Origin of the sequence: Leclercia barmai, from assembly GCF_049312895.1 — a bacterium.
Taxonomy (GTDB): domain Bacteria; phylum Pseudomonadota; class Gammaproteobacteria; order Enterobacterales; family Enterobacteriaceae; genus Enterobacter; species Enterobacter barmai.
In genome coordinates, this window is the sequence record NZ_JBMNWZ010000007.1 from 31,127 (window position 1) to 54,990 (window position 23,864).

The following is a 23,864-nucleotide window of genomic DNA, read 5'->3' on the forward strand; positions in this document are numbered from 1 at the left end:
TCCCCCAGCGCAACTATTGCCCCTTTTGTTTCATCCACATCCGCTACACTGCATCTCAAACGTGCCTCTATCCTGCGCCCTGTTCTGCTGAACAGGGCGTATTTCGTTGCCAGCAGAGAGTGTGATATGCAGCTTGTCAGCATCATTATCCTGATTAACCTGACGGTAATCATTCATTCCATATGGATGTTTTTTGTCCTGAAAGTCATCAACCTGAATGTGGAATCGGTTATCCGCATTGTGTTTCGCAATATCGCCATCATCATGACCGCGCTATTCGCCCATTTGCTTGAAGCCGGCCTGTTTGCCGTCTTTTATCGCTATGTGGAGGCGTTTTCTGACTGGAATACCAGCCTCTATTTCTCGCTGGTCAGCTACGCTACGGTGGGGTACGGCGACGTCACCTTGCCGGAGCATTGGCGGCTGATCGGCGGGATAGAAGGACTGACTGGCGCGCTGATGGTTGGCTGGTCGGTGGCGGTGCTGGTGGCCGTCCTGCAGCGGCTGCGCGGTATGAGCCAGTAAAGCGCCGATGGCAGAACCTCCGCATTGTGAGGTAAAGTACACTCCCTCACGCAGGGTTATGCGTTTTAAGGGAGAAGCCGGTAAACGGTCCCCCTTTTTCTTCACTGGCCTCGCCAGTCTGCATGGTGTGTATTTTGTCTTCAAAAAGGGTTGTCTATGTCATCTGCTCATCTCGGTTTCCCGACGGAAACCGTTGTTGTTTTTGTGGTGATGGCTGTCGGGGCGATGTTTATCGACCTCTTCATGCATCGCCATGACAAACCAATTTCACTAAAAAGTGCCTCGTTGTGGTCCCTGTTCTGGGTGATGATGGCGATGGCGTTCGCCGGGTTCCTCTACGTTCATCACGGTGCCGAAGTGGCGAGCCTGTTCCTCACCGGTTATGCGCTGGAAGAGGTGCTCTCCGTTGATAACCTGTTCGTGATGATGGCGATCTTCGCCTGGTTTGGCGTGCCGGATCAGTATCGTCACCGGGTGCTTTACTGGGGGGTGATCGGCGCTATCGTCTTCCGCGGTATTTTCGTTGCCATCGGTACCAGCCTGCTGAGTCTCGGGCCTTACGTTGAAGTGGTCTTCGCCCTGATTGTGGCCTGGACGGCGGTGATGATGCTCAAGCGCGGCGAAGAGCAGGACGAGATCGAGGATTACTCCCAGCATCTGGCCTATCGCGCGGTAAAACGCTTCTATCCGATCTGGCCAAAAATCACCGGTAATGCCTTCCTGCTGAGCCAGAAAGAGGTGGACGCCGAGCTGGAAAAACCCGAGAACCAGGACGTGATGGTTGGACGGGTAAAGAAGGCGAAGCGCTACGCCACGCCGCTGCTGCTCTGTGTGGCGGTGGTTGAGCTTTCAGACGTGATGTTCGCCTTTGACTCCGTACCGGCGATCATCGCCGTCAGCCGCGAGCCGCTGATTATCTACAGCGCCATGATGTTCGCCATCCTCGGCCTGCGTACCCTCTATTTCGTGCTGGAAGCGCTGAAGCAGTATCTGGTGCATCTGGAGAAAGCGGTGATCGCGCTGCTGTTCTTCGTGGCCTTTAAGCTCGGCCTGAACGCGACGGATCACTTCTGGCATCACGGCTACGGCATCGGTGCCACGGCGAGTCTGCTGGTGGTGTTGGGCGTACTGGCGGCGGGGATCGTGGCGAGCCTGCTGTTCCCGGGGAAACGGGAAGCCTGAGTCGTTTTTGCCCGGCGGCGCTGCGCTTGCCGGGCCTACGACGGGATATGCAGTTGTAGGCCGGGTAAGGCGAAGCCGCCACCCGGCATGTTTTACGGCTTGATGGGCGAATTACGACGCGCGCGCGGCGGATGGAAATGACGCCAGTGCGGATCCTGCGCCGCCGCCAGCAGCTCGTGATCGCCACGGGTGTCGCCCCAGGCGCGCACGTGATAGTTGGTCAGGCTGCCGTAGACGTGCTCCAGCCGCGCCACCTTCTGCGCACAGCGGCAGTTATGGCCGGTGATCCGCCCGGTCAGCTTGCCGTTTTTCACTTCCAGCTGGGTGCCAATCAGTTTAATGCCGAGCTTGTCGGCCCACGGCTGCAGCACCAGCGCCGGGGAAGCGGAACAGATCGTCACTTCCGCACCGGAGTTCACCTCCGCCGCGACCGCCAGCACGCCCTGCGGGCGCATCAGTCTGTCCCAGTACTTTTCGCAGAACCGCTCGGCCTGCTCGCGCAGCCAGTGCTCATCCACGCCGGTCAGGAAGGTTTTGATCAGCACCTCTTTCAGCTCGTCGCGGGTCAGCTTGCGGCGCACGCAGTGAATGGTCGGCAGGGCCATCCGCACCAGGCGACCGGCAAAATAGCGTTTACCGAACGCAAAGCGTAAAAACGGAATAAAGCTGTCGTGATGGGTCAGCGTACCATCAAAGTCGAACACGGAGAGGACGCGGGATTTCGCCACGGCCTCATCGGCAATCATATTGGTCATAACAGGGTCTTAGCGTAAAGAGACATTCTGCCCTCAGTTTACCTGCTTTAGCGGCAGATGCCACCCGCCAGCGGACGGGCGGCCTCTGGCGGGCTAGATGATGTCGTCCACCACGCCGCCATCCACGCGCAGCGCCGCGCCGGAGGTGGCGGATGCCTGCTGGGAACAGACGTAAACCACCATGTTCGCCACTTCGTCCACCGTGGCGGCCCGCTGGATCACCGAGCTTGGGCGGTTGGCCATCACGAACTCTTTCGCCAGCGTCTCCAGCGACTTGCCGGTTTTCTCTATCTCTTCTTTCATCATCTCCGCAAAGCCGTCCGACATCGTCGGGCCAGGCAGGACACTGTTGACGGTGACGCCGCTGCCGGCGACAAATTTTGCCAGCCCGCGCGCCAGCGACAGCTGCGCGGTTTTGGTCACGCCGTAGTGGATCATGTCTGCGGGAATATTGCAGGCCGACTCTGAGGAGATAAACACCACCCGGCCCCAGCCTTTTTGCACCATGCCGGGCAGCAGGGCGCGTGAGAGGCGCACGCCGGACATCACGTTGGTTTGCCAGTAGTTATTCCAGGTCTCATCGTCGGTGGCATAGAAATCCTGGGGTCCGTAGATCCCGGCATTATTGACGAGAATATCTACGCCAGAGGCGACCTTCAGCAGCGCGTCCACCCCCTCAGCCGTACTGAGATCGGCAATCGCCGCCCGCACCTGAACGCCGGGGATCTGCTGTTGCAGCTGCTGGATGCCCCGGTTGACCGAGTCGATGCTGCGTCCGTTAACAATCACCTCTGCGCCGCTTTCCGCCAGCCCTCTGGCGATGGCGAAGCCAATGCCGCCGGTGGAGGCGGTCACTAACGCCACTTTCCCCGTAAGATCGATTTTCACGGTCTGCTCCTTGTCATATTTGAAGTTCAGACCGTTAAGCGTAGCAGTTCACCTCTACGACGGCTGTCTGAAGAGGTGCAGTAAGGTTTCAACCTGTTCGTCGAGCGGGGCGAGCGTGCGCTTTACAATCAGATGCAGCGGTGTCGCACGGCGCGTGCCATGGGTCAGGGGCACTGTTTTCAGCACACCGCTTTCCAGCTGTTGCTGAATTCGCTCTTCCGGTAGCCAGCCATACCCCACCTGATACATCACCGCATCGATAGCGGCATCGATGGTGGAGAAGGTCCAGGCTTCACCGCCGGGAGGCGCGGCGTAACCCTGCCCGGCGATCTGGATGAGTGGCCAGGGGCGTAGCATTTCATCAGTGAGCGGCCTGTCGTGTTCAAACAGTGGATGCTCCCGATGCGCCACGGCGACAAAATCGATATTCATCAGCCATTCGCCGCGCCCGGTCACATCCTGGCGGCGGGTTAGCACCATCACGTCGGCTTCGCTCTGGTTCAGCGCCTCACCGGTGTTCTCAAGTATTTCAGTCAGATGCACCTCGGTTTGCGGATAGCGCTGTTGAAACTGGCGCAGAATGGCAAACAGATGACGGCGAGGGAAAATGCTGTCCACCACCACATCCAGTCGGGTACGCATCCCGTTGCGCAGCGTCGCGGCGCGCGTCTCCAGCAGGGTAAAGGCGTTTAGCAGCGGTTTAACCTGATTTAACAGCAGCTCCCCTTCCGGGGTCAGCACCGCCTTACGCCCCGCCTGAACCAGCAGCGCCACGCCCAGCCGCTCCTGTAACAACGCCAGGTTATAACTGACGGAGGACTGGCTGCGATGCGTCTCCTCTGCGGCGCGGGCAAAGCTGCCCAACTCAACGACGCGTTCAAGCAGTGACCACTGCTCAAGGGTAGTTTTGTGCATAACTCATCTAATTTTTGAATGAATTTGATTAAATCATAGCGTTATTCATCCATTTTTTGCAGGCGTAAGATAGGCTCATTGAAACAGAGGAGAAAAACTATGAGCCATTTTGATAAACATGATTTGAGCGGTTTCGTCGGCAAACATCTGGTCTATACCTACGACAACGGCTGGAACTACGAGATTTATGTCAAAAACGAGCAGACCCTCGACTACCGTATCCACAGCGGGATCGTGGCAAACCGTTGGGTAAAAGATCAGCAGGCTTATATCGTTCGCGTGGGCGAGAGTATTTATAAAATTTCGTGGACTGAACCGACCGGTACCGATGTGAGCCTGATTGTGAACCTCGGCGACAGACTGTTCCACGGCACTATCTTCTTCCCGCGCTGGGTGATGAATAACCCGGAAAAAACCGTCTGCTTCCAGAACGATCATATTCCGCTGATGGTCTCTTATCGCGAGGCGGGCCCGGCCTACCCAACCGAGGTCATTGATGAGTTCGCCACCATTACTTTTGTGCGCGACTGCGGTGCCAATAACGATGCTGTCATTGACTGTGCTGCCAGCGAACTGCCGGCAGACTTTCCGAATAATTTGAAATAAGCAGGTTACATAACCTGAAGCGCACCGTTATGCAGGGTGAAGGGGGTAGGGGTACAGACCGCGAGACTCAGTTCGCCGTACTGAAAATGGCTGACGCTGAGCGCTGAAGGAAAGGTGCTGTCGATACTGACAATCTGCCAGGCGCTGCCGCCGCGCTGTTTGACGATAGCCTCTTTGCGCGTCCAGATGCGCCAGAAGGCCGACAGTTTTGCCTCAGGCAACTCCCGCTCCAGCTCGTCATGTTCGGCGACGCTAAAGACGGCATTGGCCAGCGCCTGCCAGTTATCCCGCGGGCGGATCACTTCGATATCGCAGCCCACTTCGCCCTCGTCGCTTAGCAGCAGGGCAATATCATCCCCGCTGTGGCTCAGGTTGAACCAGTATGGCCTGGCATCGACAAACGCCGGTTTGCCCTGTTCACCAAAGACAATTTCCGGTACCGGGGCGGGGGATAAGGCCCGGGCGAGCAGCGTCCGCCCGGCCAGCCAGGGGATGCGGCGCGCGCCTTCCGGCGCCTGCTCAGAAAGCGCTGACGCCAGAGGGTCAGCGCTGAGGGTAGAAATCTTTCCCAGAAGGAACTGGTACATAGTCACGCCCAGCGTTTAATGATGATGGATGTATTAATGCCGCCGAACGCGAAGTTGTTGCTTTGAAGGTATTCGCAGTCAAGGTGACGGACTTCCCCCATAATATAATCTAACGCGCCGCATTGCTCATCCGGTTGTCTTAAATTGACGGTGGGCGCGAACCAGCCCTCGCGCATCATCTGCAGACTCATCCACGCCTCCAGCGCGCCGCAGGCCCCCAGGGTATGGCCGAAATAGCTCTTTAATGACGAGATCGGCACGCTGTCGCCAAACACCGCGGCGGTGGCCTGGCTTTCGGCGATATCTCCCCGGTCGGTAGCGGTGCCGTGCGCCGAAATATAGCCGATATCCTGCGGGCTTAGCCCGGCTGACGTCAGCGACTTCTCCATGCAGATCTGCATGGTTTCCCGCTGCGGCTGGGTGATATGCGCCGCGTCGCAGTTGGTGGCGAAGCCCACTATCTCGCCGTAGATGGTGGCACCACGCGCCTTCGCATGCTCCAGCTCCTCCAGGATCAGGGTGCCCGCCCCCTCGCCAATCACCAGCCCGTCGCGCTGGATATCGAAGGGCGACGGCGTGGATTGCGGGGCATCGTTACGCTGGCTGGTGGCGAACAGGGTATCGAATACCGCCGCTTCCGACGGGCAGAGCTCTTCGGCCCCGCCTGCCACCATCACCGTCTGATAGCCGTGGCGGATGGCCTCCCACGCATAGCCAATCGCCTGGCTGCCGGAGGTACAGGCGCTGGAGGTGGGGATCACCCGCCCGCGCAGGCCGAAGAACAGGCCGGTATTCACCGCCGTGGTATGCGGCATCATCTGCACGTAGGTGGTGCCGGTGATGTTGTTGGTGTGCTTCTCGGTGAGCATGGTGGCAAATTCGCTGACCGGGCCGGTACTGCCGGTGGACGAACCGTAGGCAATGCCGGTTTCGCCCTGGGTGAGGATCGGATCGTCAATCAGCCCCGCCTGCTCCAGGGCCAGTTCGGTGGCGCGGGTCGACAGCAAAGAGACGCGGCCCATGGCGCGGATGCGCTTGCGGGTGTAGTGATCCGGCAGGGTAAAATCATCGATCGGTGCGGCCAGCAGGGTGTGCAGACCCTCATAGATCGTCCACTCCGGCATCCTGCGTACCGCGTTTTTATACTCCCGTAAGCGGGCCGCCACCGACCCCCACGACTCCCCGAAGGCGGTAACACCGCCCATGCCCGTGATCACCACCCGACGCGTCATAACATTCCCCCGTTAATGGAGATAACCTGGCGGGTCACATAGCCCGCGATATCCGACATCAGGTAGCTGGCAAGGCCGGCCACCTCGTCCGCCTGACCCATCCGTTTCATGGGGATGCTGGCCATCGCCTCTTTCAGCGCGGCCTCTTCCATCTCGATCATCCCGGTATCAATCAGACCGGGCGCGATGCAGTTTACGGTGATTTTGCGCTTCGCCAGCTCAACCGCCAGGGCTTTGGTGGCCCCGATAATGCCCGCTTTTGCCGCGCTGTAGTTCACCTGGCCGCGATTGCCCATCACCCCGGACACCGACGACAGGGTGATGATCCGCCCGCCCTGACGCGCGCCAATCATCGGCATCATGCAGGGGTGAATGACGTTGTAAAAGCTGTCGAGGTTGGTATGGATCACGCTGTCCCAGTCATCTTCGCTGAGCGCCGGGAAAGCACCGTCCCGGGCGATCCCGGCGTTGCTCACCACGCCATACCAGGGGCCGTTGGCCGCCATATCCTGCTCCAGCACCTCGCGACACTGCGCCCGGTTGCCCACGTCAAACGCCAGCAGACGCCCGCTGCCGCCAGCCTGCTTGATGGCCTCAAGGGTGGCCTCTGCGCCTTCAGCGTCGCGGTGGTAGTGCACCCCGAGGGTAAACCCGTCCGCGGCAAGTTTCAGGGCGATCGCCCGGCCAATGCCTTTGCTGGCGCCGGTAACCAGAACGGAACGACTCATTGACTCACTCCCGTCTTAAACAGTGAAGCTAACTCCTGCTGGCTGGGCTGGAAGGTGTTCACCCGCCCGGTGGCCAGGGTGGAATCATCAAGGGTGATGGCGCACTCGAAGCTGCTGAAGCGCTCATCCTCCATCAGCAGTGTGGCGGTGACGGTTAACGCGCTGTTGGCCGGAAAAAGCCCGGCGGCGCAGACCAGTTCCCGCGCCCCCAGCACCATGCCGAGCGTGCTGCTCTGCAGGCCCTTCTGCTCACGGTGCCAGCCAGACCAGATGCCCACCGTCTGGGCCATCAGCTCAAGGGCGTACCAGCCGGGCAGATCGCCTGCGGTATTTAAAAACGGCGCCAGTACCCCCTGCGGGCTGACGGTAACGCGGCAGACGGCGGATTCAGCGGTGACGCTCTCGACCGACTCCAGCAGCAGCATGGGGGCATCGTGGGGCAGGTACGCTGCCGGGGCTAAATAACTCATGACACTCTCCCCAGCAGGATGCTGGCGTTATTGCCGCCAAAGGCGAACGAATTAGACAAAATCACCCCTTTTTTCAGCGCGGTGGGTTGATGCAGCACGCCGCACGCGGCGAGGGTCGGGTCCGGCGCATAGCGGCCGAAATCCTGGGCGGGCAGGGGGAGATCGTGGGTCAGGATCAGCCAGCTCAGCGCCGCCTCGGTGATCCCCGCCGCCCCCAGGGTATGTCCGGTTAAATGCTTGGTGGAACTGCAGGGCACCGCCTCGCCAAACAGGTCGTGGATCACCTGAGATTCAATCTGATCGTTGAGCGGCGTCGCCGTGCCGTGCAGATTGATATAGCCCACGTCATCCGGCTTCAGCCCGGCTTCGTTCAGCGCCTGGCGGATAGCGCTGATGGCCCCTTCGCCCTGGGGATGCGGGGCAGAGATATGGTACGCATCGCTCGACTCGCCGCTGCCCAGCAGCGCCACCCGCTGCGGCTCCCGGCTGAGCAGCATCAGGGCCGCCGCTTCGCCAATGGTGATCCCCCGGCGCTCAAGGCCAAAGGGCTCGCACAGCGTGGTGGAGAGCGATTCGAGGCTGTTAAAACCGTTCACCGGCATCCGGCTCAGCGTATCCGCCCCGCCCACGATAGCGACATCCACCAGCCCGGCGTCAATTAGCCGACGCCCGCTGATGATGGCCCGCGCGCTGGAGGAGCAGGCGGTGGACAGGGTAAAGGCCGGGCCGTCCAGATTGAGCCAGTTCGCCAGAAAGCGCGACGGATCGCCCAGCTCCTGCTGCGCGTACCGCCAGTGGCTACTCTCTTCGCCGCTGTGCGACATGCGCACGTGCGCGTCGCCCTCGTCGAGCCCGGATGTGCTGGTGCCCATCACCACCGCCACCCGGTCGCGACCGTAGCGGGCAATGGCCTCGTCAACGGCAGGCTGGATCTGCGCCAGCGCCGCCAGCAGCAGCTGATTGTTACGCGAGCGATGGGTGGCAAAGCTGTCCGGGATCGCGGGCAGCTCGCCGTCGACGCCCCCCAGCACCGCATCCTGCCCCTGCAGCCAGCCGCTGCGCGGGCGCATGCCGGGGGCGACGCCGCGCGTCAGGTTAGCGGCAATCTCGTCGGGAGAGTTGCCCAGGGCGTTGACCAGGCCAACGGCAGAAATGTAGATCATCTCAGTCATCCAGATATTGAATGGTGATGTGGTAGTGGAACACGTGCTGTTCGATGCTGATCGGCTCGCGCTTGCCTTTGCGCTGCAGGTAGACAATCTCCGTCACCAGCCTGCCGTCGGCATTGCGCAGCTCACGCCGGTCGCCTTGATCCTTTAACGTCCAGCCTTGCGGCAGCTGCGGCAGCCAGGCGCTGACCGGCCAGTGGCTCAGCATCACGTCCGCCAGCACCTGGCTGGCCGGAGGCAGTTCTGGCGCAACAATCGACTGTTCAGTATGGATGCCCGTTTCATTATAGGTGGCGAGGAACAGACGGATACCCACCGACGACAGCCCGGCCAGCGTGACCTTCTGCGCGTCGGCATTCAGCATCACCAGCAGCGACTGGGTTTTGCCATTAACGCTGGCGGTCAGCAGCTGCTGGGAGCTCAGCGCCGGGGAAATGCCCGGCGGCGGCAGCGTGACCCGGGTGCCCGGCTGGAGCCAGGCCTGCGGGCGGGTATCGTCACGCTCTTGCGAATTATGGCTGCAACCGGCCAGCAGCAGCGCGCCGATCAGTACGGCGGCGCGGTAAAAAGGGGTGATCATCATGTTCTCTCTTTTTTGTCTGGCATCGCCAGCGGGGCCAGCAGAAAGGCGGTGAAAATCCCGCTGACCAGCACGATCCCGAAACTGCTGATGGCCTGCGTGGCGCTGAAGACCAGCATGCCGAGGGTCAACAGGGTGGTCATCATCGCCAGGCTGATGGCCAGCATCGAGGTCAACGGCGTACCGCGCGGGTTGTTGAAGAATAGCGTGTAGTTGATGCCGATGCCGAGGACCAGCACCAGCGCCAGAAGCGAAAACAGGTTAACCGGATGGCCCGTTACCGCCAGCGCGGCCAGGCCGCAGCCCAGCGACAGCAGGGAGGGCACCAGAGTGATCAGCCCCTTGCGCCAGCCGAGTCGCAGCATCGCGCCACAGGCAATCACTCCCAGCGCGACGGCCAGCAGGCCGGTCAGCACGTTGCGGTAGAGGGCAAACAGGCTGTCGAAACTCGCCTTGCGATCCACCCACACCACCCCCGGATGCTGCTCTGCCAGCTTGCCCAGCGCCGGGCTGTTTTTCACCCCATCCACCGGCACCAGCACGCCGCTTTCGCCGTTGGGCAGGGTGAGCCACAGCAGACGCCAGCCTTCACTGGCGGGGCTGGCAAGCCAGGTTTTGACGTCCACCGGCATCGGGCGCAGATCCGGCGACACGGCGGTCAGCCCGGCGCTTTGCAGCACCTTAATCACCGCCGGGGCCGCCTGACGCAGCAGGGCCAGATCGCGCGCCTGCTGCGCCCGCGAGTTCAGCGGCAGGCTGCGCCAGGATTTAAGCTCACCCGCCTGCTGCGCCCGGGCCAGCGCCGGGGTAAAGGCCTCCAGCCGCTCCAGCGTCTGCTGGGCCGAGTCGCCATGCACCACGAACCATTTTTGATCGACACCCTGGCCGGTAAGCGCCGTGATGGCTTTCTCCTGGGCGAGGATATCCTGCGGCAGGGCCTGGAGCTGGGCGATATCATCATCGATGCGCAGCGTGGCGATCCCTGCGGCAGCGACAAGCGTAAGCGCTACCGGCAGCCCCACCGACAGACGTCGGTCGCGCCATGCCGCCAGCCAGCGCCGCATCGGGGTTTTCAGCGGCACCGGGCGCACCGGTAAGCCGCGACAGAGCCACGGATGCCAGAAGATCGCCGTCAGGCATGAGGCACTCAGCCCCGCGGCGGCAAACACCGCCATCTGGCGAATGCCCGGGAACGGCGCCAGCATCATAATGAGATAGGCCGCCACGGTGGTAAGCAGCGCCAGCACCAGGGCGTTGCGCACCTTTACCAGGCTCTGCCAGGGTGAATGCTGATCCCCGTGAACCATCCGCTCGGTCAGGTAATAAAGGGTGTAATCCGCCGAGATGCCGATGATGCTCATGCTCATCACCAGGGTCATCAGATGCAGCTCGCCAGAGAGCAGCAGGGTCGCCACCGTCCCCGCCAGCGCGCCAATCGCGATGGAGAGCAGGCACAGCAGGAGCGGGCGCAGGGAGCGGAATACCGCCACAATCAGCAGGATCACCCCGAGGATAGTGGCCACGCCGAGCGTGGAGATGTCCCGTTTCGCCTGCTGGCTGGCGTAGTCGCTGTAAAACGCCGTCCCGCGCGACAGCAGCTGCGCCTGCGGGTAGTGCGTTTTGAGCTGGCCTTCAAGGTCGTGGAGAGTGGTCACCAGCCGGTGGGTTTGCTGCATATCGAACGACGAACCGGACAGCTCGCCGTGCAGCAGATACCAGTAATTTCCGGCCTCGTCTTTGGTCACCAGCCAGCCGTCCATCAGCCGCAGCTTCTGGCTGTTTTGCGCCAGTGAAAGCTGCGAGCCGCGCATCAGCATCAGCGGGTCGTTTTGCAGCTCTTTGCCGCTCACCCCGGAGAAAGCCGAATACAGCTGGGACAAAATCCACTGGGCCTGCGCCTCGCCGCCGTTTTGCAGCCGCGCGCGGGTGGCGGGGTCGATCAGGCCGTTACGGTGCTGCCAGAAGAACTCGCCCCAGGCCTTCTGCCCGGCGACGTCCATCGGCCCTTTCACCTCGCGCAGGGAACCCGACTGCTGCAACAGGCTCAGCCAGTGCTGCGCCACCTGCGGGTCGGGCCGTTTGCCGGGGCTGACCAGCCACACCAGCTGCCTGTCGAGGCGTTCGATAAAGCCGTCGTTCAGCGCCGGGGGGATCGCCCCGAGGCTCTGTTTGGGCAGCATCGCCAGCACGCTACTGTTGAGTCGCGCCCCGGGCAACAGCGTGAGCAGCACCCCCAGCAGTGCCAGGCAGATCAGCGCCCACGCCAGCGCCGGGCGACGGGGATTACGGTGCGGCAAAGCGTTGGCGTTCGGCATCGGTCAGGCTGGCGGGCGTAAGCTGGTGGCGGGAGAGGGTAATATCGGTGCGGTCGCCCTGCTTGTCGTTCAGCACAATGGACTCCAGGTAGGTCGCGCCACCCAGATCCATCGAGGCGAAAATCTTGTCCAGCGGCGTGGTGGTGGGGGTCAGCACCAGCGACCAGCGACCGTTGCCAGCGTCTTTAAAGTCGATGCGGAAGTTCTCCTCCAGCACCTTGCGATCGGCCTGGAACAGGGCGCGCAGCAGGTGGTTGAACTGGAACATCTGCGGATTATTGTCGGCGGTGATGGTCTGCGGCGGCTGGCCGTTGATGGTCTGCACCATCCGCTTGTCGTCCAGCAGCAGCGTCATTGGAAAGGGCGCTTTTTGATCCCACAGCAGGCCGTTATCCCGGGCAATCAGCATCTCGCCGCTGGAGCGCAGCGGCTGGGGCAGATCCTTGATGGTGCGGGTCTGCTCAAAGTGGGCGCGCACCACCGGCTGTTCGGTAAAGCGCTGCTGCAGTTCATCCAGCGTCACGGCGCTGACCCACGGGCTGACCAGCAGGGCAAGCAGGGGTAACCACTTCATGGCGTCACTCCCATGCGCTCGAACAGCACGGCCGGGCTGACAAAGCAGAGCTCGCGGCTCTTCTCCTCCACCGCCACCTGAATGGTGTAGCCGGTGGTGGTCCGCTTGCCGCTGGCGGCGTCAAAAATCTGATAGACAATGCGCAGGCGGTTCTCGAACTCGTCGATATGGGCCCGGACGCGAATACGTTGCTCAAAGGTCAGGACATCGCGGTATTTCACCCGGGTATCCACCACCGGCCAGAGATAGCCGGACGCTTTCATCTGGCGATAGCCATAATCGAACTGGTTGAGCAGGGCCTCGCGGGCGACCTCAAAATAGCGGAAATAGTTGCCGTGCCACACCACGCCCATCATATCGACGTCGTGAAACGGTATGGTCAGCTCTACTTCAGTGGTAAAGCGGGGATCGGTCAGCACCCTTTACTCCTTCTCTTTGGCATCCGGCAGACGCCAGAAATCGAAAAAATTAAACCAGTCGAGCGGGGCCTGCAGGGCATAGTGCTCCAGCCGCTTAGCATAGCGGTCGACGGTCTGCTGTAGCGCCTGCTGGCGCTCGCCGCGCGGTAACAGCAGCGGATCGGCAAAGTCTTCGCAGTGGATATGCAGCTTCTGCTGCTGGCGCAGGGCGAAGATCAGCACCACCGGGCAGCGCATCAGCGAGGCGAGGATAAACGGCCCCTCGGGGAACGGCGCGGGCTGGCCCATAAAATCGCTCCACACCACGCGCCAGTTGCCGCCGCGCTGCGGATCGACGGCGATCCGATCCCCGACGATCGTTACCCACTCCCCGCGATCGATCTTCTCTTTCAGCAGGATAGCGGTTTCCGGGCCGATGTCGGTCACCGGGATCAGGTTCAGTCCGGCCTGGGGGGCCATCTCCTGCATGATCTGTTTGAAACGCTGGGCGTTATCGCTGAACACCAGCGCATTGACGGTTTTGCCCCCTTTGATCTGGGCCAGGGCGCGGCACGCCTCGACATCCCCGAGATGGGAGGCCAGCAGCAGCTTGCCCTGCGGCACGCTGAGATCGAGCTTTTCCCGGGCGCCCGGCGCAAAAAGTATGTCCCGGTCCAGTTTGAGTTCGCCCTGCCAGCTGGCGACTTTGTCCAGCATCGCATTGCCAAAGCGCATGAAGTGGAAAAAGCTGTTCAGCCGCGCGGGCTTCGGCTGCTGGCGCTGGGCCAGCGTCTCGCTCACCCGGGCGATCCACTGCTGCGAGGCCTCGCGCGCCGGACGGGCGGTAAGCCAGTAGACGGCAATCACCGGCCACAGCAGAAGGGTAAAGGCCCGGCGGCCCAGCAGCTGCCAGACCCGCAGCATCAGGCGCATGCCGTACAGCCCTTTCACCTCCTGCTGCTTCGCCCAGTGCTGAGTGCGGCGGCGGAACAGCAGGGAAGGGATGCGCGGCAGCATGCCGAAGAACAGCCGGGTGTGCATCCACGAGATACGCAGGTTGTCGTGCAGGGCATCGAAATGGGAGACGCCATTCTCGGGGTAGGTCACCCGGGTGGGCAGGAAATGGCTGGTATTGCCCTGCCAGTAGAGGCGGACCATCACTTCGGTGTCAAAATCCATCCGCTTGCCAAGGGGCACGCTGTTTACCAGCCGTAGCGTGGGGGCCACCGGGTAGACCCGAAAGCCGCACATGCTGTCCTTAAGCTGTAATGACAGGGTTTCGATCCACACCCAGACGTGGGTGACCCAGCGGCCATACAGGCGCGAGCGGGGGATCGAGTCATCAAAGATTGGCTGGCCGGAGATCAGCGCCGTCGGGTGGCGTTCGGCCAGCGCCAGCAGCCGGGGAATGTCCTCCAGCGCGTGCTGGCCGTCGGCATCCACCTGCACCGCATGGGTAAAACCGGCCCCGGCGCAGACCTTCAGGCCGCGGATCACCGCCGCGCCTTTGCCGCTGTTGTGCGTCAGTCGCACCAGCGTCATCTGCGGATTATCGGCGGCCAGCCTGTCCAGTTCCTGACGGGTGCTGAGGTCGCTGCCGTCATCCACCACAATCACCGGCAGCTGATAGGGCGCCAGGCAGGCCAGCACGCTCGCCATTGTCGCCCCGTGGTTGTAGCAGGGGATCAGGATGCAGGGGCGGAAGGTTAACGGCACAGGCGAATCTTCCCGCTGCTGGCCGTGTGGCGCGCGTCGCCGTCATGGCGCTGATAGCAGAAGGTGAGCATCTGGCGCTCCGCGTTCCAGTCGAGGAGCAGCGTCACGGTGGCGTCAGGCAGCAGCGGTGCCTGGAACTTCACGTTCTGAATGCTGTGAAAACGGTACTCCGGGGCCAGCAGCGTGGTGGCGTAGTGCATCACCCAGTCGAGCTGGGCCACGCCCGGCAGCAGCGGCTGCACGGCAAAATGGCCCTGGAACCAGAACAGCGCCGGGTCGAGGTGCAGGACGATCTCAAGATGCTGAGGTTGTGCCTGATGGCGCCCGATTTCATGGATCTTCATGAAATAACTCCTGTAACTGCGCATAGACACGCTTGTTCATACTGTTCACCGGCATCTCATCAACAATGCGCCAGTAGCGGGGGATGGCGACCGGCTCAAGCCACGGCCGCAGGGCGCGTCGCCAGGCGAGGATCTGCGTTTTACTGCTGCGCTGGCGAGCGGCGTCGCTCAGGACCAGCAGCACGCCAATCCCCTGTCGTCCGCCGCGGGTCACCGGCAGCGCCGCCGCCTCGCGAATGCCGTCCAGCGCCAGCAGACGCTGCTCGATCTCATTGAGCGAAATGCGCTTCTCTTCGATTTTCACCACCCGGCCCCGGCGGCCGACAATGCTGAACTGGCCATTATCGGCAAACTGCAACCTGTCGTCGAGCAGCACGCCGTCCGCATCAATCAGCGGGGAGGTGACGCGCAGGGCGTCATTATCGCGGGTAAATATGACACCCGGAAAAGGCTGCCAGAGATCCGCCTCCGCCTGACGATAGCGCCAGGCGAGCACCCCGGTTTCGCTACTGCCGTAAATTTCATCCGGCCACAGCCCCAGCCAGCGCTGGGTTTCGCAGGCCGCTGCCCATTCCAGCACGCCCCCGGCCGAAACCAGCACCGCGACGGGCGGCGAAGCAAGCTGTGGATCAAGCCGCTTCAGAAACGCCGGACTGCTGATGAACAGGTAGCGCTTATCGCCCTCCAGCGCCGCCAGCTGCTCGGCGTAGGCGAGCATCCCTGTGTGCAGCACCAGCCCCAGCGCCATCGGCAGCACAATACGAAACGTCAGGCCGTAAAGATGCTGCGGCACCACCGAGGAGACGACGGAGCAACCCTCAATTCGCTCCCCGAAGCGGGCCGCCAGCAGGCGGGCTTCCTGGTCAAGCTGGGCGATGGTTTTGCCGATCCGCTCGGGCACCCCGGTCGAGCCAGAGGTGAACAGTTCGATAACGCGGGCGTCATCAATAAGCGGCAGCGGCGTGAAGGTGGTGGCACGGCGACAGGCAGAGCTGACAACCAGCAGGGGACCACTGACGTTAAGCGTTCTGTCGCTCAGCACGCCGCTGAACAGCGCCTTTTGTTCGTCGAGCTGCGATTCGCGGCTGTGGCCGGGCAGCACCGGGGTTTTGCCCGCGTGCAGGGTCGCCAGCAGGGCGACGATAAACAGATAGCTGTCGTCAAAGCAGAGCGCCCAGCGCTCGCCTTCCTGCTGCTGTAAACGAGCCATCAGGGCGTGGACGTCGTAGCGCAGCTCCCCCAGCGTCCAGCGACGCTCGCCGGACCAGGCGACAGGGGTGTCGTCCGGGCGGGGGGCGTTCAGCCACTGGCTCAGAGGCAGGGGGTTATGCATCTTTTTTGATCCGCTGACGTACCAGCCACTCGCATGCCATTAAGGTTCCCATCAGGATGTAGGCGATCATGCCGTTCCACAGCGTCCAGAGCCGCATATCCCCGTGCAATACGGTGAACAGCGCCACGCTGCCGTTAAAGATGAAAAAGCCGCACCATACCCGGGTCACAACGCGGGTATAGCGCACCCCGGCAGGGGGTATGTTGGGTTCACGCAGGCGCGCCAGCCGCTCGACCAGCGGCATCGCCGTCCACAGCGAGCCGCCAAACACCGCCAGCATCGCGAGGTTCACCACCACCGGATAGAGCAGCAGCCAGTGGTGCGCCTTCAGCAGGTAACTGGCCGCGCACAGGGCGATGCCCACCAGCGCCACGCTCTGGATCACATAGCGCAGCGGCCCGGCGTTGCGCCGCGCCTGGTAAAAACGGCACAGCAGCAGGATGGCCATCAGCGGCAACAGCCAGTGCAGGTTGTTGTGCGTCAGCCCAAAGCCCACCAGAAAAGGCCAGCCGAGCAGCATCAGCCCCGTCAGCAGCGGGATCGCCGGAAATGACTTGCCGCCACGCATGAGGTATCAGGCTTCGCGCAACAGTTTTTCTACCGCATCCACCACGTCCTGCACGGTACGCACCGACTTGAAGGTTTCCGGTTTGATGCGGGCACCGGTTCGCTTCTGCAGATGCACCACCATGTCGACGGCGTCGATGCTGTCCAGCTCCAGATCTTCGTACAGACGCGCCTCAGGGGTGATGTCATCGGGCGCAACTTCAAACAGGGTGATCAGCAGGGAGGTCACTTCCTGATAAACGGATTTTTGTTCAGTCGTCATGTTCAGTTCAATCTCAGGCGCGTTGGGCAGTAATGAAAGAGGCCAGGGTGGCAACGGAATAGAAGTGCTGACGCATCTCTTCGCTTTCGGCAGATAACACCACGCCGTACTGGTTTTTTACCGCCAGACCCAGCTCAAGGGCATCGATTGAGTCGAGGCCCAACCCATCGCCAAACAACGGGGCATCCGTATCGATATCCTCTGCGGTCAATTCGTCCAGATTCAGGGTCGTAATAATAAGATTTTTAATTTCCAGGTAGAGCGCTTGCATCATTAATTCCTGACAAAGATTGAAGACCGGCTGTTAAGCGATGCTGCAGGTGCCGGTTGAGCTGTCTGGCCGCCAGAGCGGGCTCCTGAACTGCTGCATCGTAAAAATCATTAATATTCACCCGCTCACGGACATCGACCGTGAAAAAGGGTTTGTTCGGCGGTATGTCATACCACCGGCTCTGTTTATCGAGCAGATGCTCGCTGCAGTGGATCAGCACCAGCCGCAGGTCGCTGGCGCACCGCACCGCAATGTTCGCCGCGCCGCGCTGCAGGGTAATGGCTTTTCCCGCCTGCGTGCGCGTCCCTTCCGGGAAGATCAGCAGGGTGTCGCCCTGGCTCAGCCGCTGCTGACAGGCGCTTAAGAGCGTGTCGGCCTCGCTGTTGATCAGGTAATCCGCCGCCCGGATCGCCCCGCTGAGAAAGGGGTTGCGCAGCAGGGCGCCTTTCACTAGGCAGTCGGTTTCCGGCATCACCGAGGCGATAAGCACGTAGTCGATCAGCGTCGGATGGTTCGCCACCACCAGACAGCCGCGCTCCTGGCGCAGCACGTCGAGATTGTCGAAGCGGTAATCCAGCACGCCGAGCGCGCGCGCCACGGTTAAAAAAGCCCGGAAGCTGGCGGCAATGCTGCGCCGTGCAAGGCGACGACGACGGGCGCGATCCCGCTGGACCAGGTTCAGCAGGTTGAACCACACCAGGGACAGCAGCAGCCCGCCCACGCCAAACAGCACGAAGCACAGACCGGTCATCACCAGCCGCCAGCCGCGGCTCAGCGCCGCCCGGACAGCGTTCATGCCCGCGTCCACTGCCACCGCAGGCGCTCGCCGGGCACTGCAAACTGCGCATCGTCGCCCAGGTAGTGGCGCAGGAACAGCAGGCTCTGCGGCAGGGGGAGCTCTTCGTCGCAGCGGGCAGGGCGGGTTTCGCAGCACAGGTCGTTACCGGCCTCGATAACCAGCGCCAGGGCATAGGGCCAGGCGGGCATCTGCTCTGGAAGCGAAGGGCGGTAAAAGTCGGGCAGGGCACCGTCGAAATCCACCATCAGCACTCGCTTATACCCGGCATGCAGCAGGCTCAGCACCTCGCACAGCCCCTGCTGGAAGGTGTCCATCCCGGCGGAGAGCGACGACGAGACAATTGGCTGATGCGCGGCAATGGTGAGATTGCCCACCGCGGAGTTGTGCACTGACATGGCGAAGTCGGTGGGGGAGACATCCTGCCCGGTCGCCAGGGCGTGCAGGAGACGATAGTTACGCTCCAGCTCCCCATGACGGCTGGTGTAGACCACGGCGTCGATAGCGTGCTTTCGCACCATCGCCATCCCGCACTCCACCGCCAGCTTGCTGCCTGAACTCAGGCGGCGGGCGGTCATCATCGGCAGTTCGGACAGTTTGGCCTGCGGCGCAGCAGGATCGATGGCGTGCAGACCCTGTGACCATGCCTGCCACTGACTGGCATCACAAAGGCCTGGCGCTCTGGCTTGCCAGTCGAGAATGTTAAGTGCAAATTTCATCTGCGCGCGTCCGCGAAAACCCGTCATCCGGTAGCGCCGCCAGGATCAGGCGGCGTTATTAGTCATTTTTCTGGCAAATCAACAGGGTGTGGCCCACCCCGAGATTGTCATGCCGCTCTTCTACCCGGAATCCTGCTTGTTCCAGATAGTGATAAAATTTCTCTGCGCTGTAAAAACGGCTGTTGCCGTTCGCCATACAGGTGAAATAGAGCGAGGTGGCGTTCAGGCTGAAGGCGGCCGCTTCGAATCGCTGGACATCCCAGAACAGTTCCAGAATGCACAGGCGGGCACCCGGCTTCATCACCTTCGCCACGTTGCTCAGCAGGGTCACAATCCGATCGGGAGAGAAGCAGTCCAGAAACTGGCTCATCCACCAGACATCAGCGTCATCCGGCAGAGCAGCGTCGCTAAGCATATCGACAGGATGGAACCCAATACGATGAGATAATCCTGCTTTTGCGATATTTTCCTGGGCCAGTGCAATTTGCTGCGGCAGATCGAGCAGCGTAACGGCGACATTTTCATCGTATCTACAGCAGCGTAGCGCCCATTTACCCGTATTGCCGCCGACATCGTACAATTTTGTCGGCTTGCTTGCGAATATAAGGGGCAATGCGGCGTCGAATGCGCCGTCGGAATAGAAGTGATCGAACGCAAACCAGCTCCGCCGCGCCTGGTCGGGCAGGGCAGAGAGCGCCGGATAAATGGTCGGCCAGTCGCCAAAGACCGCAAGCCCCGCCGGTCTCTCCGCTTTCAGGGAATCGGCAAGGTGAAACAGCCCCTGGTAGCAAACGTCCTGGGTGAAATCCATGTTTACGCGGGTCATGCTGTCGTGCAGCAGATAGTGGCCGATTTTCGCCAGATAGTAGCGGCCGTCGCTGTGGGTCACTATCCGCCCGCTTAATCCCATATCCAGCAGAACCCCGACGCCATAGTCGCCGAGGGTGCTGTTGGCCACGATCTCCTCAAGCGTCGCACCGCGCTGGCCCTGTTGGTCCAGCCAGGCGAGTACCCCGGAGTTACGCAGGCAGAGCGCGGTCTGGAACAGCATCGGGGCAAAGGCGATACGTTGCGCTTCGGTGATAGCCTCAAGCGCGCTGAGGCTGTCCTTTTCGTACATGAATGTTATCCCGGTAGCCTGCTTTTCGGTCTGCCTGGCCCGAGCAGGATCGCCAGTTTGCTCCCGCCCTTGGTGGTCTCCATCCAGATCTTACAGACGCTGGTGAGCGGCACGGACAGTAACATTCCTACCGGGCCAAGTAACCAGCCCCAGATCAATAACGACAGAAATACCACCAGGGTGGACATCCCCAGCCGGTGGCCCATCATGCGCGGCTCGACGATATTGCCCAGCACCATGTGGACCACCAGGAACAGCGCGCCCACCATCATGCATTCGTAAAAACCGTTAAACAGAAACGCCTGGATCATCGGCGGCACGGCGGAAATCACCGCCCCGATGTTGGGAACATAGTTCAGCAGGAAGGCCAGCACGCCCCACATCAGGGCAAACTGTACCCCCAGCAGCGCCAGCCCCAGCCAGACGATGGCCCCGGTCCACAGGCTTAACAGCGTTTTCAGCGCCAGATAGTGGGAAACGCCCTTCAGCGCGCGGTGTAAACCGGCGATATGGATCTGCGGATTATTGAGGGCGAAACGCATTTTGTACGGCACGTGGCGCACTTCAAACAGCATAAACACCACGGTCATCACCAGCAGCAGGATGCTGGCCATCGCCCCGGACAGCTGGGTCATCAGCGCCGTGGCAAAGGTCATCACCTTTTCCGAGTCCATCCGTCTCAGCATGCGCTCCGGGGAGATATGCAGGTTGAGGAACGGGAACATCTGCTGCAGATCGACAATCTTGCGCGTCAGCTCTTTGTTGTATTTCGGCAGCATGGCGGCAAATTCATTGAGCGAGGCCGCCAGCACCCCAAACAGCGCCGTCAGGCCAATCAGCATCACCAGCACCACAATGGTGATGGCGACAGGGCGGCTCACCCCCCGGCGCAAAAACCAGGTGACGAGAGGGTTAAGGACGATGGCGAAAAAGAGCGCCAGCAAGAGCTGTACGAGAATATCTGCTGCGGCGTGAATGCCTGCCAGGATGATGACCAGACAGGCCAGCTTCATCAAAATATGGAGACCCGCTTTATCAGTGGGCGGAAGACCCGTTTTATCGGGTGGTGTGATGATCATGGTTTTTCCTCTTATAAGATGCTCATAAGTGTAGTGCGCGCGCGGCGCTTCGGCTGACGCTGTTATTCTTAAAGTCACTGCTGCATTTCTGCCCCTGGCATGGTAATAGTGAAACACTGTTGTAAAAATTCTGGTGAACCTGATGCCCGAACCTGCCGCCGAACCGGCACTGAGTGGATTACGCCTCAACCTGCGTATTGTTTCCGTCGTTATTTTCAACTTTGCCAGCTACCTGACCATCGGCCTGCCGCTGGCCGTCCTGCCGGGCTATGTGCATGACATCATGGGCTTTAGCGCCTTCTGGGCGGGCCTGGTAATCAGCCTGCAATACTTCGCGACCCTGCTAAGCCGCCCCTATGCCGGGCGCTATGCCGACCTGTTCGGGCCAAAAAGCATCGTGGTGCTGGGGCTGTGCGGTTGCTTCCTCAGTGGGGTGAGCTATTTTCTCGCCGGACTCACCAGCGGCTGGCCGGTGGTGAGCCTTGCGTTGCTCTGTTTTGGTCGGGTGATTTTAGGCGTCGGGCAGAGCCTTGCCGGCACCGGCTCCACCCTGTGGGGCGTGGGCGTGGTGGGAGCCTCGCACATCGGGCGGGTGATCTCCTGGAACGGGATTGTCACCTACGGGGCGATGGCGATGGGGGCCCCGCTGGGCGTACTTTGCTATCGCTACACCGGCCTGAACGGGCTGGCGCTGACCATCATGGGGGTGGCGCTGCTGGCGATTTTGTTCGCCCTGCCGCGCCCGAAAGTCAAAGCCAGCAAGGGCAAGCCGATGCCGTTTCGCGCGGTGCTGGGGCGCGTCTGGCCCTACGGCATGGCGCTGGCCCTCGGCTCGGCGGGCTTTGGGGTGATCGCCACCTTCATTACGCTGTTCTACGCCGATAAAGGCTGGGACGGGGCAGCCTTTGCGCTGACCCTGTTTAGCTGCGCCTTCGTCGGTACGCGTCTGCTGTTCCCGAACGGCATCAACCGGCTGGGCGGGCTGAATGTGGCGATGATCTGCTTTGGCGTCGAGATTATCGGCCTGCTGCTGACCGGCATCGCCGGGGAGCCGTGGGTGGCGCGGATCGGGGTGTTCCTCGCCGGGGCAGGCTTCTCGCTGGTCTTCCCGGCGCTGGGCGTGGTGGCGGTAAAGGCCGTGCCGCAGCAGAATCAGGGCGCGGCGCTGGCGACCTACACGGTGTTTATGGATATGTCGCTGGGGATCACCGGGCCGCTGGCCGGGCTGGTGATGGCGTGGGCCGGCGTGCCGGTTATCTATCTGGCAGCGGCGGGGCTGGTGGCGGTGGCGTTACTGCTGACGTGGCGGCTAAAAAAATGGCCTCCGGAGGAGGCCATTGCATCGTGATAACTTACTGAATCACGAGGGTATTGATGATGTTCTCTGCGGCGGTCTGCGCTTTCTGCTGATCGTCAGCAGGCAGCGTGATCTGCAGGGTCAGCAGCTTGTTGTCCACTTTTCCCAGCACCACGGAAGAGTAGGCGGTCTGGCCTTTGGCAGAGATGATGCTGTCCAGCTGCTGCAGGTTGTGGCCTTTCAGCTCGATGGTTTTGTTGGTGACCACCTGCAGCTGCGGGTCGCGGCTGCGCTGCTGATCTTCCAGACGTTTCGCCAGCACGCCCAGGTCTTCGCTGGTGTCGTCGCCGACGATCACAATCACCGCTTTTTGCCCGGTGGCGTCGGAGTAGACGTGCATGTTATTCGACTGGGTGCCCAGCTTGCCGCTCTGATCGGTCATATCCGCAGGCAGCGAGAAGCTAAGTTTGCCATCCATCAGGCTGACCGGCTGACCCGTGGCATTGCTTTCAGCAGACGCACCCTGAGCAGGCGTTTTGGTGTCGCTGTTGTCACAAGCAGCAAGCCCCATCACCAGCAGGCCAATCCCGACATATTTAACCAGATTGCGCATTGAATTCTTCCTTTCGATAAACGGCCATAACGGCGCATCTGCTCATCTTAACACAACTGTTCAGGGGAACCCTTAACCTGCCCGCAATGCTGAGATTTCAGATTTATCCGCGAATCTTTTCAGCAACATATTCAGCAGCACGCCGTACATCGGCAGGAAGAAGACCAGGCTGATAAGCACCTTGAAGGCGTAATCCACCAGCGCGATTTCCATCCAGTGTTCGGCCATAAAGGCATCCGGGCTGCGCCAGAAAGCGATAAAGAAGAAGGCCAGCGTATCGCTGACGTTGCCAAACAGCGTGGAGGCGGTCGGTGCCATCCACCAGCGATGGTTCTGGCGCAGGCGGTTAAACACATGCACGTCGAGGATCTGCCCCAGCGCGTAGGCCATAAAGCTGGCGGCGGCGATACGGGCGACAAACAGGTTAAAGTGCGCCAGCGCCCCGAAGCCCTGCCAGCTTCCCATGTAGAACAGCGAGGAGATCACGTACGAGACAAACAGCGCCGGCAGCATGACGGCAAAAATAATGCGTCGGGCCAGCGGTGCGCCAAAGATACGGACGGTGAGGTCGGTCGCGAGGAAGATAAACGGGAAACTGAACGCGCCCCAGGTGGTATGAAAACCAAAAATGGAGATCGGGAGCTGCACAAGGTAGTTACTGGAGGTGATCACCAGCAGATGAAAAAGCGAAAGCCAGAACAACGCTTTTACGCGCTGCGATTGAGTAAAGGAGTTCATATTGTACCTTTTTGATTAAAAATTTGGGGTGAGGGAACCCAATAAAACCGCCGCATCATACTGCTTTCACTATGCTTTGCAACGG

The 23,864-nt window shown here is 61.2% G+C and carries 27 protein-coding genes and 1 pseudogene; 4 read left to right on the forward strand and 24 right to left on the reverse strand.

The genetic code is table 11. The features are described from left to right. Positions 1–126: 126 nt before the first annotated feature. Positions 127–525, forward strand: a complete 399-nt coding sequence (locus ACOYA6_RS20445) for an ion channel (protein WP_422655296.1) — start codon at positions 127–129, stop codon at positions 523–525. Between the two features lie 156 nt (positions 526–681). Continuing rightward, the gene (locus ACOYA6_RS20450) at positions 682–1,707 is read left to right on the forward strand and encodes a TerC/Alx family metal homeostasis membrane protein (protein ID WP_039032472.1); all 1,026 of its coding nucleotides are present in this window, start codon (positions 682–684) and stop codon (positions 1,705–1,707) included. A 92-nt stretch (positions 1,708–1,799) separates the two neighbouring features. Here ACOYA6_RS20450 and ACOYA6_RS20455 read toward each other — a convergent pair whose 3' ends face one another. From ACOYA6_RS20455 to ACOYA6_RS20465, 3 genes are all read right to left on the reverse strand, one after another. Then, the gene (locus ACOYA6_RS20455) at positions 1,800–2,462 is read right to left on the reverse strand and encodes an HAD family hydrolase (protein ID WP_082019625.1); all 663 of its coding nucleotides are present in this window, start codon (positions 2,460–2,462) and stop codon (positions 1,800–1,802) included. A 93-nt stretch (positions 2,463–2,555) separates the two neighbouring features. Further along, positions 2,556–3,350, reverse strand: coding sequence for an SDR family NAD(P)-dependent oxidoreductase (locus ACOYA6_RS20460; protein ID WP_223075708.1), 795 nt, complete (start codon positions 3,348–3,350; stop codon positions 2,556–2,558). A 54-nt stretch (positions 3,351–3,404) separates the two neighbouring features. Then, entirely contained in the window at positions 3,405–4,265 is an 861-nt protein-coding gene (locus ACOYA6_RS20465; protein WP_422655297.1) for a LysR family transcriptional regulator, read from the reverse strand. Between the two features lie 99 nt (positions 4,266–4,364). Here ACOYA6_RS20465 and ACOYA6_RS20470 point away from each other — a divergent pair, with 99 nt between their 5' ends. Further along, positions 4,365–4,871, forward strand: coding sequence for a phenolic acid decarboxylase (locus ACOYA6_RS20470; RefSeq protein WP_039032475.1), 507 nt, complete (start codon positions 4,365–4,367; stop codon positions 4,869–4,871). Positions 4,872–4,876: 5 nt separating this feature from the next. On the opposite strand, the gene acpT is transcribed toward ACOYA6_RS20470, so the two are convergent. Genes acpT through ACOYA6_RS20565 form a run of 19 tightly spaced genes read right to left on the reverse strand, consistent with a single transcriptional unit; the run spans position 4,877 to position 21,131 of the window. Next, positions 4,877–5,458: a 4'-phosphopantetheinyl transferase AcpT gene (gene acpT / locus ACOYA6_RS20475; RefSeq protein ID WP_422655298.1), complete on the reverse strand. Its 582-nt coding sequence runs from the start codon at positions 5,456–5,458 to the stop codon at positions 4,877–4,879. A gap of 2 nt (positions 5,459–5,460) precedes the next feature. Beyond that, complete coding sequence (locus tag ACOYA6_RS20480) at positions 5,461–6,690, reverse strand: beta-ketoacyl-ACP synthase (protein ID WP_139563785.1); 1,230 nt, start codon at positions 6,688–6,690, stop codon at positions 5,461–5,463. Next, positions 6,687–7,418 carry a 3-ketoacyl-ACP reductase FabG2 gene (locus tag ACOYA6_RS20485; protein WP_223075706.1) on the reverse strand — a complete coding sequence of 244 codons (732 nt, stop codon included), beginning with the start codon at positions 7,416–7,418 and terminating at the stop codon, positions 6,687–6,689. Before ACOYA6_RS20485 ends, ACOYA6_RS20480 begins: the two co-directional genes overlap by 4 nt. After that, on the reverse strand, positions 7,415–7,888 hold the full coding sequence (locus tag ACOYA6_RS20490; RefSeq protein ID WP_138370718.1) for a hotdog family protein: 474 nt from the start codon (positions 7,886–7,888) through the stop codon (positions 7,415–7,417). The genes ACOYA6_RS20485 and ACOYA6_RS20490 overlap by 4 nt, the downstream gene beginning before the upstream one ends. Next, entirely contained in the window at positions 7,885–9,051 is a 1,167-nt protein-coding gene (locus tag ACOYA6_RS20495) for a beta-ketoacyl-[acyl-carrier-protein] synthase family protein (protein ID WP_422655299.1), read from the reverse strand. Before ACOYA6_RS20495 ends, ACOYA6_RS20490 begins: the two co-directional genes overlap by 4 nt. Before the next feature lies 1 nt (position 9,052). After that, positions 9,053–9,637, reverse strand: coding sequence for a DUF3261 domain-containing protein (locus tag ACOYA6_RS20500; protein WP_422655334.1), 585 nt, complete (start codon positions 9,635–9,637; stop codon positions 9,053–9,055). After that, complete coding sequence (locus ACOYA6_RS20505) at positions 9,637–11,952, reverse strand: MMPL family transporter (RefSeq protein WP_422655300.1); 2,316 nt, start codon at positions 11,950–11,952, stop codon at positions 9,637–9,639. The genes ACOYA6_RS20500 and ACOYA6_RS20505 overlap by 1 nt, the downstream gene beginning before the upstream one ends. Next, complete coding sequence (locus ACOYA6_RS20510) at positions 11,921–12,526, reverse strand: outer membrane lipoprotein carrier protein LolA (RefSeq protein WP_422655301.1); 606 nt, start codon at positions 12,524–12,526, stop codon at positions 11,921–11,923. The genes ACOYA6_RS20505 and ACOYA6_RS20510 overlap by 32 nt, the downstream gene beginning before the upstream one ends. After that, entirely contained in the window at positions 12,523–12,945 is a 423-nt protein-coding gene (locus ACOYA6_RS20515) for an acyl-CoA thioesterase (protein ID WP_039032484.1), read from the reverse strand. The genes ACOYA6_RS20510 and ACOYA6_RS20515 overlap by 4 nt, the downstream gene beginning before the upstream one ends. A 3-nt stretch (positions 12,946–12,948) precedes the next feature. After that, positions 12,949–14,640, reverse strand: coding sequence for a glycosyltransferase family 2 protein (locus tag ACOYA6_RS20520; RefSeq protein ID WP_422655302.1), 1,692 nt, complete (start codon positions 14,638–14,640; stop codon positions 12,949–12,951). After that, positions 14,631–14,984 (reverse strand): ApeI family dehydratase, encoded by a 354-nt coding sequence (locus tag ACOYA6_RS20525; protein ID WP_422655303.1) that lies wholly within the window; start codon positions 14,982–14,984, stop codon positions 14,631–14,633. Before ACOYA6_RS20525 ends, ACOYA6_RS20520 begins: the two co-directional genes overlap by 10 nt. Beyond that, on the reverse strand, positions 14,971–16,317 hold the full coding sequence (locus ACOYA6_RS20530; protein ID WP_039032487.1) for a class I adenylate-forming enzyme family protein: 1,347 nt from the start codon (positions 16,315–16,317) through the stop codon (positions 14,971–14,973). Before ACOYA6_RS20530 ends, ACOYA6_RS20525 begins: the two co-directional genes overlap by 14 nt. Further along, positions 16,310–16,885: a COG4648 family protein gene (locus tag ACOYA6_RS20535; protein WP_039032488.1), complete on the reverse strand. Its 576-nt coding sequence runs from the start codon at positions 16,883–16,885 to the stop codon at positions 16,310–16,312. Before ACOYA6_RS20535 ends, ACOYA6_RS20530 begins: the two co-directional genes overlap by 8 nt. Positions 16,886–16,891: 6 nt before the next feature. Then, complete coding sequence (locus ACOYA6_RS20540; RefSeq protein WP_039032489.1) at positions 16,892–17,146, reverse strand: acyl carrier protein; 255 nt, start codon at positions 17,144–17,146, stop codon at positions 16,892–16,894. Positions 17,147–17,159: 13 nt separating this feature from the next. Continuing rightward, positions 17,160–17,417, reverse strand: a complete 258-nt coding sequence (locus ACOYA6_RS20545) for a phosphopantetheine-binding protein (RefSeq protein ID WP_039032490.1) — start codon at positions 17,415–17,417, stop codon at positions 17,160–17,162. Then, positions 17,392–18,213: a lysophospholipid acyltransferase family protein gene (locus tag ACOYA6_RS20550; RefSeq protein ID WP_422655304.1), complete on the reverse strand. Its 822-nt coding sequence runs from the start codon at positions 18,211–18,213 to the stop codon at positions 17,392–17,394. The genes ACOYA6_RS20545 and ACOYA6_RS20550 overlap by 26 nt, the downstream gene beginning before the upstream one ends. Beyond that, positions 18,210–18,932 carry a beta-ketoacyl synthase chain length factor gene (locus ACOYA6_RS20555; RefSeq protein WP_422655305.1) on the reverse strand — a complete coding sequence of 241 codons (723 nt, stop codon included), beginning with the start codon at positions 18,930–18,932 and terminating at the stop codon, positions 18,210–18,212. The genes ACOYA6_RS20550 and ACOYA6_RS20555 overlap by 4 nt, the downstream gene beginning before the upstream one ends. 58 nt (positions 18,933–18,990) lie before the next feature. Further along, the gene (locus ACOYA6_RS20560; protein ID WP_138370727.1) at positions 18,991–20,052 is read right to left on the reverse strand and encodes a methyltransferase; all 1,062 of its coding nucleotides are present in this window, start codon (positions 20,050–20,052) and stop codon (positions 18,991–18,993) included. A gap of 5 nt (positions 20,053–20,057) precedes the next feature. After that, positions 20,058–21,131, reverse strand: a complete 1,074-nt coding sequence (locus tag ACOYA6_RS20565; protein ID WP_139563775.1) for an AI-2E family transporter — start codon at positions 21,129–21,131, stop codon at positions 20,058–20,060. 108 nt (positions 21,132–21,239) lie between these two features. Here ACOYA6_RS20565 and ACOYA6_RS20570 point away from each other — a divergent pair. Then, a pseudogene (locus ACOYA6_RS20570) lies at positions 21,240–22,479 on the forward strand (MFS transporter). 4 nt (positions 22,480–22,483) lie between these two features. Here the strand turns inward: ACOYA6_RS20570 and ACOYA6_RS20575 are convergent. Together ACOYA6_RS20575 and ACOYA6_RS20580 are read right to left on the reverse strand one after the other, a co-directional pair. Continuing rightward, positions 22,484–23,041: a DcrB family lipoprotein gene (locus ACOYA6_RS20575; RefSeq protein WP_039032494.1), complete on the reverse strand. Its 558-nt coding sequence runs from the start codon at positions 23,039–23,041 to the stop codon at positions 22,484–22,486. A 72-nt stretch (positions 23,042–23,113) separates the two neighbouring features. Continuing rightward, on the reverse strand, positions 23,114–23,779 hold the full coding sequence (locus tag ACOYA6_RS20580; RefSeq protein ID WP_039032495.1) for a 7-cyano-7-deazaguanine/7-aminomethyl-7-deazaguanine transporter: 666 nt from the start codon (positions 23,777–23,779) through the stop codon (positions 23,114–23,116). Positions 23,780–23,864: the final 85 nt, after the last annotated feature.

Excerpts from the sequence above, each read along its gene's own strand:
- ACOYA6_RS20530 (WP_039032487.1), bottom strand. The coding sequence starts at position 16,317 with ATGCATAACCCCCTGCCTCTGAGCCAGTGGCTGAACGCCCCCCGCCCG.
- ACOYA6_RS20455 (WP_082019625.1), bottom strand. The coding sequence starts at position 2,462 with ATGACCAATATGATTGCCGATGAGGCCGTGGCGAAATCCCGCGTCCTC.
- ACOYA6_RS20480 (WP_139563785.1), bottom strand. The coding sequence starts at position 6,690 with ATGACGCGTCGGGTGGTGATCACGGGCATGGGCGGTGTTACCGCCTTC.
- ACOYA6_RS20545 (WP_039032490.1), bottom strand. The coding sequence starts at position 17,417 with ATGCAAGCGCTCTACCTGGAAATTAAAAATCTTATTATTACGACCCTG.
- ACOYA6_RS20470 (WP_039032475.1), top strand. The coding sequence starts at position 4,365 with ATGAGCCATTTTGATAAACATGATTTGAGCGGTTTCGTCGGCAAACAT.
- ACOYA6_RS20500 (WP_422655334.1), bottom strand. The coding sequence starts at position 9,637 with ATGATCACCCCTTTTTACCGCGCCGCCGTACTGATCGGCGCGCTGCTG.
- ACOYA6_RS20505 (WP_422655300.1), bottom strand. The coding sequence starts at position 11,952 with ATGCCGAACGCCAACGCTTTGCCGCACCGTAATCCCCGTCGCCCGGCG.
- ACOYA6_RS20450 (WP_039032472.1), top strand. The coding sequence starts at position 682 with ATGTCATCTGCTCATCTCGGTTTCCCGACGGAAACCGTTGTTGTTTTT.
- ACOYA6_RS20495 (WP_422655299.1), bottom strand. The coding sequence starts at position 9,051 with ATGATCTACATTTCTGCCGTTGGCCTGGTCAACGCCCTGGGCAACTCT.
- ACOYA6_RS20540 (WP_039032489.1), bottom strand. The coding sequence starts at position 17,146 with ATGACGACTGAACAAAAATCCGTTTATCAGGAAGTGACCTCCCTGCTG.
- ACOYA6_RS20490 (WP_138370718.1), bottom strand. The coding sequence starts at position 7,888 with ATGAGTTATTTAGCCCCGGCAGCGTACCTGCCCCACGATGCCCCCATG.
- ACOYA6_RS20510 (WP_422655301.1), bottom strand. The coding sequence starts at position 12,526 with ATGAAGTGGTTACCCCTGCTTGCCCTGCTGGTCAGCCCGTGGGTCAGC.
- ACOYA6_RS20555 (WP_422655305.1), bottom strand. The coding sequence starts at position 18,932 with ATGAAATTTGCACTTAACATTCTCGACTGGCAAGCCAGAGCGCCAGGC.
- acpT (WP_422655298.1), bottom strand. The coding sequence starts at position 5,458 with ATGTACCAGTTCCTTCTGGGAAAGATTTCTACCCTCAGCGCTGACCCT.
- ACOYA6_RS20550 (WP_422655304.1), bottom strand. The coding sequence starts at position 18,213 with ATGAACGCTGTCCGGGCGGCGCTGAGCCGCGGCTGGCGGCTGGTGATG.
- ACOYA6_RS20560 (WP_138370727.1), bottom strand. The coding sequence starts at position 20,052 with ATGTACGAAAAGGACAGCCTCAGCGCGCTTGAGGCTATCACCGAAGCG.
- ACOYA6_RS20575 (WP_039032494.1), bottom strand. The coding sequence starts at position 23,041 with ATGCGCAATCTGGTTAAATATGTCGGGATTGGCCTGCTGGTGATGGGG.
- ACOYA6_RS20485 (WP_223075706.1), bottom strand. The coding sequence starts at position 7,418 with ATGAGTCGTTCCGTTCTGGTTACCGGCGCCAGCAAAGGCATTGGCCGG.
- ACOYA6_RS20445 (WP_422655296.1), top strand. The coding sequence starts at position 127 with ATGCAGCTTGTCAGCATCATTATCCTGATTAACCTGACGGTAATCATT.
- ACOYA6_RS20525 (WP_422655303.1), bottom strand. The coding sequence starts at position 14,984 with ATGAAGATCCATGAAATCGGGCGCCATCAGGCACAACCTCAGCATCTT.
- ACOYA6_RS20465 (WP_422655297.1), bottom strand. The coding sequence starts at position 4,265 with ATGCACAAAACTACCCTTGAGCAGTGGTCACTGCTTGAACGCGTCGTT.
- ACOYA6_RS20580 (WP_039032495.1), bottom strand. The coding sequence starts at position 23,779 with ATGAACTCCTTTACTCAATCGCAGCGCGTAAAAGCGTTGTTCTGGCTT.
- ACOYA6_RS20565 (WP_139563775.1), bottom strand. The coding sequence starts at position 21,131 with ATGATCATCACACCACCCGATAAAACGGGTCTTCCGCCCACTGATAAA.
- ACOYA6_RS20535 (WP_039032488.1), bottom strand. The coding sequence starts at position 16,885 with ATGCGTGGCGGCAAGTCATTTCCGGCGATCCCGCTGCTGACGGGGCTG.